The 16432-nt window shown below is 48.2% G+C and carries 16 protein-coding genes and 2 pseudogenes; 11 read left to right on the top strand and 7 right to left on the bottom strand.

Annotation, left to right across the window (positions count from 1 at the left end):
• The 3 genes and pseudogenes from BN93_RS03500 to mazG form a co-directional block, all read right to left on the bottom strand.
• Positions 1-392, bottom strand: a pseudogene (locus BN93_RS03500) (MBL fold metallo-hydrolase); the annotation flags it as partial.
• Positions 393-399: 7 nt separating this feature from the next.
• On the bottom strand, positions 400-960 hold the full coding sequence (locus BN93_RS03495) for a lipocalin-like domain-containing protein (protein WP_044259688.1): 561 nt from the start codon (positions 958-960) through the stop codon (positions 400-402).
• A 185-nt stretch (positions 961-1145) separates the two neighbouring features.
• The gene (gene mazG, locus BN93_RS03490; RefSeq protein ID WP_044259686.1) at positions 1146-1943 is read right to left on the bottom strand and encodes a nucleoside triphosphate pyrophosphohydrolase; all 798 of its coding nucleotides are present in this window, start codon (positions 1941-1943) and stop codon (positions 1146-1148) included.
• A 173-nt stretch (positions 1944-2116) separates the two neighbouring features.
• On the opposite strand from mazG, the pseudogene BN93_RS03485 reads away from it, so the two are divergent.
• The 11 genes and pseudogenes from BN93_RS03485 (at position 2117) to BN93_RS03435 (ending at position 13963) form a co-directional block, all read left to right on the top strand.
• Positions 2117-3108: pseudogene (locus BN93_RS03485) on the top strand (aminodeoxychorismate synthase component I).
• Positions 3083-3676, top strand: coding sequence for an aminotransferase class IV (locus tag BN93_RS03480; RefSeq protein ID WP_019186971.1), 594 nt, complete (start codon positions 3083-3085; stop codon positions 3674-3676). Before BN93_RS03485 ends, BN93_RS03480 begins: the two are co-directional and overlap by 26 nt.
• A 96-nt stretch (positions 3677-3772) precedes the next feature.
• A complete protein-coding gene (locus tag BN93_RS03475) occupies positions 3773-6409 on the top strand; it encodes a valine--tRNA ligase (protein ID WP_019186970.1) in 2637 nt (878 codons plus the stop codon).
• A 172-nt stretch (positions 6410-6581) separates the two neighbouring features.
• Positions 6582-7787 (top strand): clostripain-related cysteine peptidase, encoded by a 1206-nt coding sequence (locus BN93_RS03470; protein ID WP_019186969.1) that lies wholly within the window; start codon positions 6582-6584, stop codon positions 7785-7787.
• Positions 7788-9482: 1695 nt separating this feature from the next.
• Complete coding sequence (locus BN93_RS03465) at positions 9483-9794, top strand: four helix bundle suffix domain-containing protein (protein WP_044259788.1); 312 nt, start codon at positions 9483-9485, stop codon at positions 9792-9794.
• Positions 9795-10020: 226 nt separating this feature from the next.
• Positions 10021-10671, top strand: a complete 651-nt coding sequence (locus tag BN93_RS03460) for a lipocalin-like domain-containing protein (protein WP_019186966.1) — start codon at positions 10021-10023, stop codon at positions 10669-10671.
• Positions 10672-10858: 187 nt separating this feature from the next.
• Complete coding sequence (locus BN93_RS03455) at positions 10859-11461, top strand: 50S ribosomal protein L25/general stress protein Ctc (protein WP_019186965.1); 603 nt, start codon at positions 10859-10861, stop codon at positions 11459-11461.
• Between the two features lie 32 nt (positions 11462-11493).
• Complete coding sequence (gene pth / locus BN93_RS03450; protein ID WP_019186964.1) at positions 11494-12096, top strand: aminoacyl-tRNA hydrolase; 603 nt, start codon at positions 11494-11496, stop codon at positions 12094-12096.
• Positions 12074-12487, top strand: coding sequence for an RNA-binding S4 domain-containing protein (locus BN93_RS03445; protein WP_009230202.1), 414 nt, complete (start codon positions 12074-12076; stop codon positions 12485-12487). Before pth ends, BN93_RS03445 begins: the two co-directional genes overlap by 23 nt.
• Positions 12488-12628: 141 nt before the next feature.
• Positions 12629-13207 carry a phosphoribosylglycinamide formyltransferase gene (purN, locus tag BN93_RS03440; protein WP_019186963.1) on the top strand — a complete coding sequence of 193 codons (579 nt, stop codon included), beginning with the start codon at positions 12629-12631 and terminating at the stop codon, positions 13205-13207.
• A 24-nt stretch (positions 13208-13231) separates the two neighbouring features.
• A complete protein-coding gene (locus BN93_RS03435) occupies positions 13232-13963 on the top strand; it encodes an acid phosphatase (protein ID WP_019186962.1) in 732 nt (243 codons plus the stop codon).
• Positions 13964-14107: 144 nt separating this feature from the next.
• Here the strand turns inward: BN93_RS03435 and BN93_RS03430 are convergent, their stop codons facing one another.
• The 4 genes from BN93_RS03430 to BN93_RS03415 form a co-directional block, all read right to left on the bottom strand.
• Positions 14108-14491 (bottom strand): hypothetical protein, encoded by a 384-nt coding sequence (locus tag BN93_RS03430; protein ID WP_019186961.1) that lies wholly within the window; start codon positions 14489-14491, stop codon positions 14108-14110.
• Positions 14492-14538: 47 nt separating this feature from the next.
• Positions 14539-15036 (bottom strand): 3'-5' exonuclease, encoded by a 498-nt coding sequence (locus BN93_RS03425; RefSeq protein ID WP_019186960.1) that lies wholly within the window; start codon positions 15034-15036, stop codon positions 14539-14541.
• Between the two features lie 99 nt (positions 15037-15135).
• Positions 15136-15612 carry a 6,7-dimethyl-8-ribityllumazine synthase gene (gene ribH, locus BN93_RS03420; RefSeq protein ID WP_009230207.1) on the bottom strand — a complete coding sequence of 159 codons (477 nt, stop codon included), beginning with the start codon at positions 15610-15612 and terminating at the stop codon, positions 15136-15138.
• Complete coding sequence (locus BN93_RS03415; protein ID WP_019186959.1) at positions 15612-16316, bottom strand: tetratricopeptide repeat protein; 705 nt, start codon at positions 16314-16316, stop codon at positions 15612-15614. Before BN93_RS03415 ends, ribH begins: the two co-directional genes overlap by 1 nt.
• Positions 16317-16432 lie beyond the last annotated feature (116 nt).

Genomic DNA, 16432 nt, shown 5'->3' with positions numbered 1-16432 from the left:
GTCTTCGTAAATCACTTGTTGCACCTTAGTGTCTACGGCATGGAACACCACTTCGAACTCGATGCCACTGCAAAAGAAATCCAGTTGCATGCGGAGCATCGGTCCGAGTTCGGCAGGAGCATACACATGCAGGGCCGCCGTACGTCCAAGTAGGCCAAAGTAGAAATCATACCGATGAGCCCGAAACAGTGGTCGCCATGCAAATGCGAGATGAACACCGCCCCGATTTTAGTGAAACGTATGCGTGAACGACGCAGTTGAACCTGCGTCCCCTCGCCGCAATCTATCATAAACAGCTTTCCACGGATGTCTACTACCTGCGATGTGGCGTTGTGTTTCAGTGTTGGCAACGCGCTGCCACATCCCAGGATATGCACTTTAAATGGTTCCAAGGGTGTATTACTTTTGTCGCGTGAAGGTGAAGATGCCGTGCGCGTTCTCCAAATAGAGCGAGTCGGCACCCAAGGCGTTCACGGTAAAGGTGTCTTTATTGAGCAAAAGTTGTCCGTTGAACACCTTCCACGACGTCCAAGGGTGTGCCTCTTCCTTCACAGCCGACAGCACTGTGCCGTCTTCCATCAGTTCGAATTGCTTATCAATGCTGCGCCATTTGCCCATCAGGGTGGTAAGATTAAGTACTTGATTGGCCTCGTATTCGCCATCGGCGTTCTTATATCCCACCACTGCCAGCCTGTCGCCTGCGAGTAATCCGCCCTTAACGGCCGATTCATCGTCGACATCGAAAAGATAATTAAGTGTGTCGCCCTGTACAGTAACCAGTTCCAAGTTGTGCATGGCGGTGTTAACGCCACACACACCATAAACGGTGGTGTCGCCCTTGCTTTCCTCTGTGGTTGCAAGCGACTGCTGTCCGTCGCCCTTTTTCTTACCATCGCCGCATGCCACAATGAATAAAACGGCCATAACAGCAAACAATATGGTTGATACTCTCTTGTCCATACGCTATATATATTTAATGTATTAGTATTTGAGTTCGTGAGCTTATGAGTTATTGAGCTAGTGAGTTTATCAGCTGGCGAGCATGTAAGCGCGTGAACACCTAAGTTAACAAGCTCACAGTTTTGCAAATTGTATGCGATAAAACTCAAAAGCTTAGAAACTTAGAAACTCAAAAACTTAGAAACTCAGGAACTCATCTCTCGTTCTTCGTTCTTTGCCTTATTCCACAATTCGTCCATCTCTTCGAGCGTCATCTCCGTGAGCGGCTTGCCCTCCTTAATGGAATGCTGCTCCACATAGTTGAACCTTCGAATGAACTTTTGGTTGGTTTGCTCCAACGCATTGTCGGGATTGAGGTGGTAAAGTCTTGCTGCGTTGATTACGCTAAACAAGAAATCGCCCAGTTCTTGGGTAGACTTTTCCTTGTCTTCGCGTTTCAGTTCGGTTTCCAACTCATCCAATTCTTCGCGCACTTTCGCCCAAACGTCGTTCTTTTCTTTCCAATCGAAACCCACGTTTCGGGCCTTATCCTGTATGCGATAGGCCTTGATGACACTCGGCAGCGCATCGGGCACCCCCGAAAGCACCGTCTCGTTGCCATCCTTCTCTTGCAGCTTTAGCTGTTCCCAGTTCTTCAACACCTGCTCTTCGTCATCGGCTTGCACGTCGCCATAGATGTGCGGATGCCTGAAAATCAACTTATCAGCCTCACGATTGCACACGTCGGCAATGTCGAACTCGCCCTTCTCGCTGGCCAACAGCGCGTAGAATGCGGTGTGCATCAATACGTCGCCCAGTTCTTTGCAAACATTGTTCATGTCGTTCTTGGCCAAAGCATCACACAGTTCGTATGTTTCTTCTATCGTATTCGGGCGCAGGCTCTCGAAGGTTTGTTTCTTGTCCCACGGACATTTCTCTCTCAAATCGTCCAGCACATCGAGCAATCGCCCAAAGGCCTCCATCTTTTCTTCTTTCGTATGCATACTATATGTTTGGTGTTGACAAACGCCGCACAGCCCAAAGGCAACATGGCGAATGTCGTTCTGCTGATGCAAAGATAATAAAAAATTAACTGTAACGTTGAATAAAAGTGCTACATTTCGGCATTTCACATTTTATTCGTACTTTTACACCATCAAAAACGCTAAGCAGAAGAATGAATTTTTACAATCGGGAAGAGGCTCGACAACGCATGAACAACTTGGCCATGCAGGGCGTTCCTTTCCTTTTCATCATAGATTACGAAGGCAAACGCGCCGTGGTGGAACCCGAAAACGAGGTGGATGCCTACGAGTTGAAGTATTGTTTCAACGGAAAAGGCAACGCCACACAGGCCGCCTACCCCGCAAACAAGGACATCGAATGGGGCATTGAGCCACCCACCGAGGCCGAATATCAGCATGGTTTCAACATCGTTAGAAACGCCATGTTGGCCGGAAACAGCTATCTGGCCAACCTTACTTGCCGCATAGGACTGCGAACCAACCTCTCGTTGCTCGACCTTTACAATGCGGCCGAGGCGCGTTATCGGCTTTGGATAAAAGACAAGCTGGTGTGTTTCTCGCCCGAAACGTTCGTAAAGATTGCGCAGGGAGAAATCAGTTCGTACCCGATGAAAGGCACAGCAGAAGACGTTTCGCCATCGTCGGCCGAACAATTGCTGGCCAACGAGAAGGAGGCTGCCGAGCATGCAACCATCGTAGACCTTATTAGAAACGACCTAAGCATGGTTGCCAACGACGTACATGTGGAGCGTTACCGATACGTGGAGCGACTGAACACCCACCGCGGACCGCTTTTGCAAACCAGTTCTGAAATAGGGGGCGACTCATGCCCCACCTCATGCAACGTCCGGGCGACGTTATTTTTTCGCAATTGCCTGCGGGGTCGATAACGGGCGCACCCAAAAAGAAGACCGTGGAGGTAATTGCCGAGGCCGAAAACTATCACCGCGACTTCTATACAGGCGTGATGGGACGATGGGATAACGGCGAATTAGATAGCGCAGTGATGATTAGGTTCATCGACCAATGCCACGGAAAGCTATCCTTTAAGGCTGGCGGTGGCATCACAGCCAAGAGCAATTGGAAAGACGAATACCACGAAGTGATTGAAAAGGTGTATGCACCAATTTGTAGAAACCATTAGGATTGAAGGCGGTAAGGCCATGCACCTGCCCCTGCACGAGGCCCGAATGAATGCCACGCGCGTGCATTTTGCCCCCCATGCCGCACCCATTAGTCTGCAAAAGTGGCTCGACGATGTGCCTTTAAGCGACGAGCGCATCAAGGCGAGGGTGGTGTACGATGTTAATGGCGTATGCGAAACCACGTTCCAAACATACAAGCGGCGCGAAATACAGTGGCTCCGCATGGTGGAAGACAACGACATTAGCTACACATTTAAAAGCACCGACCGACACGAACTCGACCTTCTGCTGGCTCTCCGCGCTGGTTGCGATGAGGTGGTTATCGTCAAAAACGGACTGATTACCGACACATCGTTTACCAACGTGGCCTTCTTCGATGGACATAAGTGGCTCACGCCCGCCCAACCGCTACTAAATGGCACCATGCGCCAATGGCTTTTGCAGCGTGGCCAGCTAACGGAAACACATATTACACCCGCCTCGCTCGCCTCATTCCAACGCATCATGCTCTTCAATGCCATGATTGGCGCACACGAACTGGAACTCCCCATCACACATATTATATAAAGAATAGCGCACCACTTGGTGGCGTTAATCCAATGTTTTTTAGTAAATTTGCAGTCTGTACACACGAAGTGAGACTTTATAACATTAACACAGGATATGGAAATAGCAAGTAAGTATGACCCCAGAGAAGTGGAAACCAAATGGTATAAGTATTGGCTAGACAACAAACTCTTTGCCAGTAAGCCCGATGGAAGGGCTCCCTACACCGTGGTTATCCCTCCGCCCAACGTAACGGGCGTGCTACACATGGGCCACATGCTTAACAATACGATACAAGACATCCTCGTTCGTCGCGCACGAATGGAGGGAAAGAACGCTTGTTGGGTGCCTGGAACCGACCACGCATCCATTGCCACCGAGGCAAAAGTGGTGGCCAAGCTGGCCGAAAAGGGCGTGAAGAAAACCGACCTAAGCCGAGATGAGTTTCTAAAACACGCGTGGGACTGGACTCACGAACACGGTGGCATCATCCTTAAACAGCTTAGACGATTGGGCGCATCGTGCGATTGGGACCGAACGGCATTCACCATGGACGACGAACGCTCGGAAAGCGTCCTCAAAGTGTTCTGTGATCTCTACGAAAAGGGATTGATTTACCGCGGCGTTCGCATGGTTAACTGGGACCCGCAGGCCCAAACGGCACTATCAGACGAAGAGGTGGTGTACAAGGAAGAGCACTCCAAGCTGTTCTACCTTAAATATATGGTGGTTGAAGAACCTGGAAAATACGCCGTGGTAGCCACTACACGCCCCGAAACGATTATGGGCGACACCGCCATGTGCATCAATCCGAACGACCCGAAGAACACTTGGCTGAAAGGCAAGCATGTTATCGTGCCGCTGGTAGGCCGCGAAATACCCGTGATTGAAGACGATTACGTGGACATCGAGTTTGGTACGGGATGCTTGAAGGTTACTCCTGCACACGACATCAACGACCATAACCTGGGATTGAAACACGGATTGGACACCATCGACATCTTCAACGACAACGGAACGCTATCCGAGGCGGCCGGTTTGTATGTTGGCATGGACCGCATGGACGTGCGAAAGAAAATCGCCAGCGACCTAGAAGCGGCTGGTTTGATGGAAAAGACCGAGGACTACAACAATAAGGTGGGCTATTCTGAACGTACACACGTGCCCATCGAGCCAAAATTGTCTACCCAATGGTTTCTTAAAATGCAGCATTTTGCCGACTTGGCACTGCAACCTGTTATGGACGACGACATCGCTTTCTATCCACAGAAATACAAAAACACCTATCGCCACTGGCTAGAAAACATCAAAGACTGGTGTATCAGCCGTCAGTTGTGGTGGGGACATCGCATTCCAGCCTACTACTTCACGGCCAACGGAAAGCGCGAATGTGTGGTGGCGCTCACTGCCGAAGAGGCGTTAGCAAAGGCCAAAGCCGTGTGTAGCACCCTCACTGCTGCCGATTTGGAACAAGATGAGGACTGTCTTGACACGTGGTTCTCGTCGTGGCTGTGGCCCATCTCGGTGTTCAACGGCATCAACCAACCCGATAACGAGGAGATTAACTACTATTATCCCACGAGCGATCTTGTAACAGGACCCGACATTATCTTCTTCTGGGTGGCCAGAATGATTATGGCAGGGTACGAATATCGTGGAAAGATGCCCTTTAAGAATGTATATTTCACGGGTATCGTACGCGACAAGCTGGGACGTAAGATGTCGAAATCGCTCGGCAACTCGCCCGACCCCATCGAACTGATAGAGCAATATGGCGCTGACGGTGTTCGTATGGGCATGATGCTTTCGGCACCTGCGGGCAACGACATTCTTTTCGACGAGGCACTATGCGAACAAGGACGTAACTTCAACAACAAGATTTGGAACGCGTTCAGGCTCGTTAAGGGCTGGGAAGTTAGCGACCAACCGCAACCTGAGGCCAGCCGAATTGCCTGCCAATGGTTTGAGGCCAAACTCCGCCAAACCAACGAAGAGCTGAACGACTTGTTCTCGAAATATCGCATCTCGGAGGCACTCATGGCCGTATATCGACTTTTCTGGGACGAGTTTTCAAGCTGGTATCTCGAAATGATAAAGCCTGCTTACGGCTCACCCATCGACAGTCACACCTACAACGCCACGTTGCGTTACTTTGAAACGCTGCTCAACATGCTGCATCCCTTCATGCCTTTCATTACCGAAGAGCTGTGGCAACACATCGCCGAGCGCAAAGAGGGCGAGTCGATTATGTGTCAATGCCTGAAAATAGATGCGCCCACGGAGGCCGACAATAAGCTGAATGCCGACATCGAAGTTGTTAAACAGATTGTGAGTGGTGTGCGAATGGTGCGAAACCAAAAGAACATCGCCCCCAAAGAGCAACTTTCGCTGCAAGTTATCGGCCAAAACCATTACGCACAATACGACGAAGTGGTGACCAAGATGGCCAACATCGACAAGGTGGAAGTGGTAAAAGAGAAGTCGGCCGACACGGCACAGTTCATGGTTGGCACAGACGAATACGCCGTGCCCATTGGCAACCTTGTAGACGTTGATGCAGAGATAAAGAAACAAGAGGCGCAATTGACGCACCTCGAAGGTTTCCTTGCCGGCATCAAGAAAAAGCTGTCTAACGAACGCTTTGTGGCCAACGCCCCCGAAGCCGTCGTTGCTTTGGAACGCAAGAAACAAAGCGACTCGGAAGAAAAGATTGCCGCCCTAAAAGCATCTATCGAGGAATTGAAGAAAAAGTAAAGTCGGGGTCGGCGTAAAACAAACGCGCCATCACCCACCTACAAATGAAGTTCCTGAACCGCTCCGCACCATCAAACACGCCCTAGCACACGAAAAAAATAGCAGAGCGGGTAAAGCAATGGCAGCGAACGGTGCAGGAACTTCTCTCATTTAATCCCCTAACATCCCCTTCATGCAAAAGAAACTCACCTCATTACTCATACTCCTGGCAACGCTCTTCATCGTGAGTTGCCATGAAGACGTACCTGCGCCCTACCCCATTCCGCAAGGTCTGCCCGACAAAACCATCTTTGTCTACATGCCGTGGAGCGCCTCCAGAAACAATACAACAGGTAGTCTGTACCATAATTTCTTACAAAACATCAAGGATATAGAGGCAGCCATCGAGACAGAAAAGGGATTGGGGCGTAACAAGCTGATGGTGTTCATCGCCACATCGGCCAACAGCGCGGTGCTGATGGAGGTGAAATGCGCACCCTATGGCACTTGCCGGCGAGACACACTGCAACGTTACGACCAGCACAACATGCCTGCCTACACCACTACCAACGGCTTAGCCAGTATATTTAACGAAGTAAAAGCACAGGCCAAGGCCAAACAATACGCCCTCATTGTGGGCTGTCACGGCACGGGTTGGCTTTTCTCAGAGGGTAAGAGCAGGGCGCGTACACGCTATTTCGGCGGAACCGACCGTTATTTTCAAACCAACATTCCCACATTGGCTGCGGCCATAGAGCAGGCTAAGATGCCCATGCAGTTCGTTATGTTCGACGACTGCTACATGTCTAACATAGAAGTGGCCTACGAAATGCGCCATGCCACCAACTATCTCATTGGTTGTTGCAGCGAGATTATGGCCTACGGCATGCCCTATAAGAACATTTGGAAATACCTGATACAGCAAAAACCCAACTATCAGGCCGTGGTTAACGAGTTCCACAAGTTTTATTCTATTTACCAATGGCCATACGGAAATATCGGCGTTACCGATTGTAGCAAGGTGGAAGAGGTGGTTGCGCACATGAAAACGATTAACGCAGCAACCGCAAACAATGCCAATCTCATTGATTGGGAAGACGTTCAGCGACTTGATGGCTACGAAAAGACCATCTTCTTTGATATGGGCGACTACGTAAACAAACTCTGCACTACGCCCGAAACACAGGTGTTGGCGCGCAACTTGCACACTGCACTTGCCCAGTTGGTGCCATATAAGTCTACAACGCCATATATTTACACAGCCCTTGAAGAGCTTAGCTACAACAGAATCCGCGTAAATGCGTATAGCGGAATAACCATCAGCGACCCCACGCAATCGGATTTCGAGAAGGCCTTAACCACCAAAAAGGCAACTGGGTGGTGGAAAGCGACACATTAATAAAAGGAAGTCGTCTTGACTTTTAATATTTCTACAAATTGAGAAGAGCCTGTTTTCTCTGCACTTTAAAATCAAAACATACACCCCTTCATGTACGAAGTACCTGGACAAAGATACGATAAAACCTGAAATACGGCTCCATTTGTTTGTGGCAAAACGTGGTTATATTTCAGAAGGCTGTCTGGCGGAAGTTGTTCCAAACACTCTCTACAAGTTGAAAACCACTTATCGATAGCAGATTACTTCTGCGTTTCATGGTACAGTATGTAAGTGGCATACACCCTGCAACCGCCCACGCTGACCGTCGCAAGCGTACATGTTTTCGGTACCGATGCCCACTCGCGCGTGTTTACGACATAACTGTTTTGTCTAGTTTTTAGCAATAAATTTAACATTGTGAGCGCCCTTTTTGTCCACCAACCGCTCATCTTGTCGCAAAAAATCGATTCTCGCGAAGGTTGTTTTGATGTAAAACGGGGGTAGCTTGTGAATGCGATGAAATGAATTTTTATTTAAAAAGACCGCCATTTGCACCAGATTTTGGGCGTTTTGCCGCTTAATACATTGCGTTTTACTGCTAAATGCACTGCGTTTTGGTGCTAAATGCACTGCGTTTTGGTGCAAAATACAGTGCGTTTTGGTGCAAAACACAAGGCGAAATGGTGCTAAATGCAAGGCAAAAAGGTGCTAAATGCAAGGCAAAAAGCATAAATATCCACACCAATTGTATAAACAAGACCTTTTAGGAACATTAAAAACATGACCGAAAAGGGCAAGATAGTGGTTAAAAAGTGGGATTTTATGGGCTAAAAGCGTGTAATTGGGCTTAGAAAAATACGAGCTGGCAACCAATCTAGAAAGGCGAAATGGTACAAAATGCAGGTTTTGCTCTTAAAAACAGACAAAACAAAAGGAGTGGAAAGCTAGAAATAGGGGCGATTTGCCTACTTTGTGGCTTATATTTTCGCTAGAAGGGAGCGAAAATTGGAGCGATATTGTAAAATAAAAGATAATAATTTAAGTTTTCAAGTTGGTGAGTTGGAAAACTAGTGGGTTGGAGATTTTTCGATTTTTTTTGAGTTGACGTGCTGGTGTTTTTTGAGTTTTTGAGTTGATGAGTTAATAAGTTGATGAGTTGATTGGCTGATTTGTCCTGTACTTCGTGTGTGAGAAGAGCGTTTATCTTGTGTTGGCATCACAGAGAGAACAAGCTCTCCTTAATTTATAGGAACATAAAAAGTCAAGACTACTTCAAGGAGTGAACACGGAAAAAAGGGACTTATCCAAACAAGCCAAAAGGCTATTCCAACAAAAGGACAGATTATCCCTGCGGCTTAACGAACAAATGCCTACGCCTTCTAACAACAGAAAGACGTAGACATTTGCATTATCGCTCTCTAAATCATATGAGTATGGTTGCGTGTTGTATGATTATATACCTGCCACCCCACCCTTCTTGCACTTCTCAACCAACCCAAGCCGCAAGAGCAACACGCGTAGATTACACCTTGTTTAGTTCGTTAGCTAGAACACAACACCTGATGAACAACGCATCATCTGCAACAAAAAAAGCCTGTAAAAGCATCTTGTTGTAGTGTCCGTACAAGGCTCTTCGTACTCGCACTACAAGGCTCTTGTACTCGCGTTTCAAGTACTTTGTAGTGTCAGTACAAGCCTTTTTTGAGACACTACAAGGTGTTTTGTACTGATATCTGCATGGCTAAGTGCTGTTTGCCCTACGCTGACAAATGGTCGGCAGAGGAATTTTGTAATACGATGCTTACGCTTTGCCACATAACGGATAAGATGATGTGCAGTTATCTGAAAGTATTAGAGAAACGGTTTGTGGAACAGGGCGGCATAAAAGAACGCATGCACGCAACCCACATGGGGTATAGGCAGGCTCAAGACGATTTGTCGGCAAGGCTGAAAATAGAAAACGAACAGTTAAAGGCCGATGTGCAAAGACTGAAAGCAGAGTTGGAGATGCGAAAGCTAGAAAGGTGAGGGAATAATTGGTGTTTTAGTTATCCTAGGGTTTCTAGTTATTCTAGGGTTTCTAGATATCCTAGTTATCCTAAATATTCTAGTTATCCTAGGTTTCCTAGTTGTCCTAGTCGTCCTAGACATCCTAGACAGCCGAGCAATCCTAGTTACACTAGAAATATTATCCTTAAACTTTGTTTTCTCACAATTTTGCGTAACTTTGCACCACGAAAATTAGGGTATAACAATGAATAAGAAAATGATTGTGGGCATGGCCATTGCTGCCATGTCGCTAATGGGCAATAAAGCTTACGCCCAATTCGACTTTGGAAAGATACTGCAAAACGGTGCAGACATATTATCGAATGGCGGAACAACCGACGATTTGCTTTCGGGCATTACCTCCATCTTCTCTGATAAGAAAGTGGCTACCATCGACGATCTTGTTGGCGAGTGGACTTACACCGAACCCGCTGTGGTGTTTATGAGCGAGAACTTGCTGAAAAAGGCTGGCGGAAAGCTGGCATCGAGTGCCATAGAGAAGACCATTGAAACGCAACTTAACAAGGTGGGCATTACCAAAGGGGCAATGAAAATGACCTTTACACGCAACGGGCGCTTTACGCAAACCATCGCTGGCCGACGTCTGCGCGGCACTTTCACCATCAAAGGCAAAGAAGTGGTGCTGAAATATGCAGGCGAAATAAAACAACTTGTTGGCACAACGCAGGTAGACGACAACGACTTGCTCATTGTGATGGATGCCTCGAAGATGCTCACTTACCTCAAAGCCATTGGCAGTTTCAGTGGCAACGCCACGCTGAAAACCGCCACTTCGCTGCTTGGAAGTATGGACGGCATGCTCTGCGGACTGCGTTTAAATCGCGTAAGCAAGTAAATAAGGAAACCAAAACGGAATAATCACATGTCCGAAAGGTGCACTTTTAACGCCCAAACGTTGCGCAATCCAAAGAAAAGGCGTAACTTTGCACCGCTTTTTGAGGCACATCAATCAAGAAATTGATATTTCGTGTGATGGCGAATTAAGCACAATTGTTTAATAACTTAATTTAGAGTAACACATTATGAGAGAAATTAATGTAGCAGGTAAGAGCAGAAGCAACCTGGGAAAGAAGGCTTCTAAGGAAATGAGAAAAGAAGGATTGATTCCTTGCAACCTTTATGGCGAGAAGAAGAACGCCGACGGTTTGCCCGAGGCTCTTTCGTTCGTTGTGCCTATGGCCGAACTTCGCAAGGTGGTTTATACGCCCCACATCTATGTGGTGAACCTCGATATTGATGGCCAGAAACACACTGCCATCATGAAGGAACTGCAATTCCACCCTGTAACGGATGCCCTGCTGCACGTAGACTTCTACGAAATCAACGAAGAAAAGAGCATTGCTATCGGTATTCCCGTTAACCTCGTGGGCTTGGCTCAGGGTGTTCGCGATGGTGGACGTCTTAGCCTTTCTATCCGTAAGTTGATGGTTAAGGCTCCTTACAAGCAAATTCCTGAAAAGCTAGACATTGACGTAACCGCACTGACCATCGGTAAGAGCATCAAGGCTGGCGAACTTTCGTTCGAAGGTTTGGAAGTGGTAACACCGAAAGATGTTATCGTTTGCACCGTTAAGATGACGCGTGCTGCCGCTGCTGCCGCTGCTGCCGCTGCCGCAGGTAAGTAAAAAACGGTGGGTATTGAAAACCACTTTTCTGAATGGAGAAATATTTAATTGTAGGCTTGGGAAACCCCGGACGAGAATACGAGGCAACCCGTCACAATACTGGATTTATGATATTGGACGCTTTTGCAAAGGCGTCCAATATTGTTTTTGAGGATAAGCGTTATGGTTTTGTCAGTTCTGCGATGGTAAAAGGTCGCAAGTTGGTTCTGTTAAAGCCGTCAACGTTTATGAACCTCAGTGGAAACGCCGTGCGTTATTGGCTCGATAAAGAGAATATTCCACAAGAACACCTGCTCGTTGTGGTAGACGATTTGGCCCTGCCGCTTGGCACTTTACGGCTGAAAGGCAATGGCAGCAATGGCGGACACAATGGGTTGGGGCATATTCAACAGCTTATCGGACCGCAATATGCCCGATTGCGCGTGGGTATCGGTAACGAATTTCCGCGCGGAGGACAGGTAGATTGGGTGTTGGGCGAATACGATGACGAGGAACTTAAAGCTTTACAGCCTGCCATTGAACGTAGCATTGAGATTATTAAGAGCTTCGCCTTGGCTGGAATAACGGTGACAATGAACCAGTTTAACACGAAAGAACGCATAACTTTTGGCGATGAACGAGGCAAGGATAGATAAATGGTTGTGGGCCGCGCGGATATTTAAAACGCGCTCGATAGCGGCCGATGCCTGTAAAAATGGGCGCGTAACGCTTAATGGAGTGAACCTGAAACCAAGTCGAACAATTAAGGAAGGCGACGTGGTGAGCGTGAAAAAGCCCCCCGTAACCTACTCGTTTAAGGTGCTGAAAACCATCGAACAGCGTGTGGGAGCAAAGCTGTTGCCCGAAATTTACGAGAACGTTACCGACCCAAAGCAGTACGAACTGTTGCAGATGAGCCGCATCAGTGGCTTTATAGACAGGGCGCACGGCACGGGGCGACCAACGAAAAAGGAACGTCGCGCATTAGATGCTTTTGTAGATCCCGTGATGTTTGGGTTCGACGATGAGGACGAGGGCGACGAATAAGTTTATTGAACACAGATTGTAAGCGAGCATTTCCTATTACTTAGAGTTATGTTCAGACTTTCAACCACCCATCTTTCCTTACTGCCTTTTGCGGCGGCAACCACATTAACCCACGTAAACAATAAAGCATATACAAACCCTATGACCAACATTGCCATCTTTGTTTCGGGCAGCGGAACCAACTGCGAGAACATCATTAGGCACTTTGCCGATGATGCCAACGTACATGTCGCCTTGGTGTTGAGCAACAAGCCCGACGCCTATGCCCTTGTTAGGGCCAAGAACCACCATGTTCCTACGGCCGTATTAACCAAAGCCGAGTTTAACGATGAAACCAAAGTGATGGACTTGTTGAAAGCGCACGAGGTGAATTTCATCGTCTTGGCTGGTTTCTTATTGATGATTCCGCCCTTCCTTGTCTCAGCTTTTCACCAGCGTATGCTCAACATTCATCCCGCCTTACTGCCTAAATTCGGCGGAAAAGGCATGTATGGGCACCATGTTCACGAGGCGGTTAAGGCCGCAGGAGAGAAAGAAACGGGCATCACCATCCATTGGGTGAGCGACGATTGCGATGCTGGCGAGATTGTTGCACAATATTCAACACCTTTAACAGACAGCGATACGCCCGACGATATTGCCGAGAAAGTACACCTATTAGAGCAAGCCCACTTCCCCGAAGTTATTGCGCGGGTGTTGTTGGAAAAGGCTAACTTGTAGATTACACAAAAAACAGAAACCATCATGAAGAGAACAGCTTTTATCTTCTTTGCCTTATTGGGCACGCTGTGTTTGAATGCCCAAGAGGCATCTAAGGCTACTCGTTGGCCTTCGTTTCTTAAGAAAACGGATTTTGCCGATGCCACAAAGTTTATTCCCGCGCCGCCCGATACGTCGAGTATTGCATACCTCAACGACTTTAATCGCTATCAATGGGGCAAGTCTATGCGCAATACAGCGCGAGGAAAGCAAGCCGTTTACGATGCATCTGTTGACATCGACTCCGTACTTTATGGCTTTTCAGAGGCGTTCGGCATGCCAATTAGCAAGCAAACAACGCCCGAACTGCACTATCTGATGGAGCGAGTGGAGAACGATGGCAGCCTTTCGGTGCGTAGTGCGAAGAAGAAATACATGCGTAAGCGCCCATACGTGCAGTTTGGAGAGGGAACAGCCGTGCCACACGAAGAGGAAGAACTGCGCCATACTGGCTCTTTCCCCTCTGGTCATACGGCTCGCGGCTGGGCTATGGCCTTGGTTTTGGCCGAGATTAACCCCGAAAGACAAGACGAGATACTTGTGCGTGGCTACGAATATGGCGAAAGTAGGGTGATTGCCGGCTTTCATTATCAGAGTGATGTAGACGCGGCACGCCTTGCTGCAAGTGCTGCTGTGGCCCGCCTGCATGCTGATGAGGCCTTTCGCAAGCAATTGGACAAGGCCAAAAAGGAATTTGCACGAATGAAAAAGAAGTAGGTTTTGTAGACCACTTCGGTGCACAGACACGCTTGCGGGGCGTTTATGGTGAGTGAAACTACCATAAACGCCCCGCAAACTGTTACTTATCGCGACTTAAACGCCAATCGGCATAAGCCCTTTCTTGCCTTGTAAGGCCTGCATTTAGGCCTTGCTCAATGCGCGATAGGCCTCGTCGAAGGCTTTGGGATGTCGGCCGATGAGACAGACATTAACAAGACAGTTGGCCGCAAGCTCAATGTCGGTTAGGTCTACACCCTTTTCTTTCACCACCTCTTTGCCCAAGCAAACCTCCCATGTGGTGTCGAAAGCAGCATCTTCGGCACCCATAAATGATGCGTCGCTGTTGGGGTCGGGCATTATTCGGTAGCGTATGTTTTTTTTAGAGGCCACGGGTTTCAGGCTCATCAGGATGTTATAGCCTTGTTCGAGAGCGGCGCGAAACTTGCCAGTGCCAGGGAACATGTCGGCGACAACGGGCATGAGGTCGTCGAATTGATAACGTTGTAAAAGTTGTTGCAGTTTCATTCGTGCTTTATTTTATGGGGTAAATGATGGGGGAACGATGCTCCCAATCAGAGTATTTTCAATGCAATGGCAGCACAAGCCTCGGCATCGGCCAAGGCATGGTGGTGCATGTCAAGTTCGTAACCACAATGGCTGGCCACGGTAGGAAGTCTAAAATCGGCCAATCCTGCCTCTTTCAGCTTACGACGTGCTGTTAATAGCGTGCAATAAAAGGGATAATCGGGATATTCCATGTCGTAAGCGGCGAACGCAGCTTTAAGACACGACTCATCGAAAGCCTTGTTATGCGCCACCAATGGCTTGTTGCGTATCAGCGGCGCAATCTCTGCCCACACGTCGGGAAACGTGGGTTGGCCATTGGTGTCGGCAGTGGTAAGGCCATGAACCGTAACGCACCGCTCTTCAAAATAGTTGGGCGTGGGTTGTATCAGATGGTAATAGCTGTCCACAATCTTACCCTCTTCCACCAGCACAAGGCCCACACTACACACGCTTTCCCTTTTGAAGTTGGCCGTTTCGAAGTCTATGGCGGCAAAATCTTTCATTGTTTTCTCTGTGTTTATAACGATATGGGCGGAACAATCCACGTTCCGCCCATATCTATTTGTTTTGTCTTGTGTTGGTTCGCTTTAACTTACGAGACCTTAAAACTTAGCCATCTTTATGGCTACAATGGCGCATTCGTCGCCCTTGTTGCCGTATTTTCCGCCGCACCTGTCAAGTGCTTGTTGCTGGTCGTTGGTTGTTAGCAAGCCATAAACCACGGGAATTTCGCTCGTGGCATTGAGTTTTGCAATGCCGTATGTAACGCCTTGGCAGATGTAATCGAAGTGCGGAGTCTCACCTCTGATAACGCAACCCAGTATGATAACGGCATCATAGCCGCCGTTAAGCACCATTTGGTGTGCGCCATAAACCAATTCGAAACTGCCAGGAACGGTTTTTACGTGAATGTTCTCTGGCAATGCGCCATGCCTTTCGAGGGTTTGAACGGCTCCGTTTAGCAGAGCACCCGTCACTTCGGGATTCCATTCAGACACCACGATGCCGATACACATGTTGCTGGCATCGGGAATTTTCGACAGGTCGTATTCCGAAAGGTTGTGTAATGCGGTAGCCATTATTTCGTTGATGCGCGTTCCACATACTTGTCAATCTCCGAACTCTGTACGAGTATGGAGTTAACATACTTCTTCTTGATGTCTTGGTAGATGGCCAAAGCCTCTTCTTTCTTGCCTTGCGACTCAAGGATTTCGCCTGCTTGGATAAGGAACAGGGGCGAAAGCGTGCTGTTTGCGCCATCGGCATCTTTGCCGTCGGCCAGCTTTGCAGCCTTTTTCAGATTGTCAACAGCCTTGTCCAAGTCGTTAAGGTGTGCATAGGCGTTGCCCAAAGCCGCCACAGCAGCAGGGCTAACCATAGCATCCGAGGCAGGCGAATAGGCGTCGAGGAACTTCTTTGCAGCTTCCCACTTATCGAGGTTTGCATTGCAAAGGCCAGCATACAAGTTGGCCAAGTTGCCTGCATCGGTGCTGCTGTAATCGTCGGCAATACGTGCGAAACCCACATAACCAGCTCCATCGCCGTTCAGGGCCTTGTCGAATTGCTCTTGATTAAAGTATTCTTGCCCTTTGGCCAAGGCCGTACTAGCCTTTTCTTCGCGTGGACCAGCCACGAGCGACTTATACAGGAAGAAGCCAGCCACGATGAGAACCAAGGCCGCAACAGAGCCAAGTATCACTTTTTTGTTCTTCGAGAAGAATGCGTCAGAGCTTTGCGATGCGTCGAAAGTTTCGGCAACGCCTTGTTTGTTTTTGTTTGCCATTATATATTTAAACGTTGTTATTATTCTAAGAAGTGGGGCAAAATTACTGAATTTCTCGCATATAGTGAAACATATCAGCTACTTTTTTCGTTTTTCATACCCAAATGGCGTAACTT

The sequence above is a fragment of the Prevotella conceptionensis 9403948 genome, assembly GCF_000312305.1.
In the GTDB taxonomy this organism is placed as follows: Bacteria; Bacteroidota; Bacteroidia; order Bacteroidales; family Bacteroidaceae; genus Prevotella; species Prevotella conceptionensis.
Note: the sequence above shows the minus strand (reverse complement) of the source record. Positions and strands in the feature narration are given on the sequence as shown.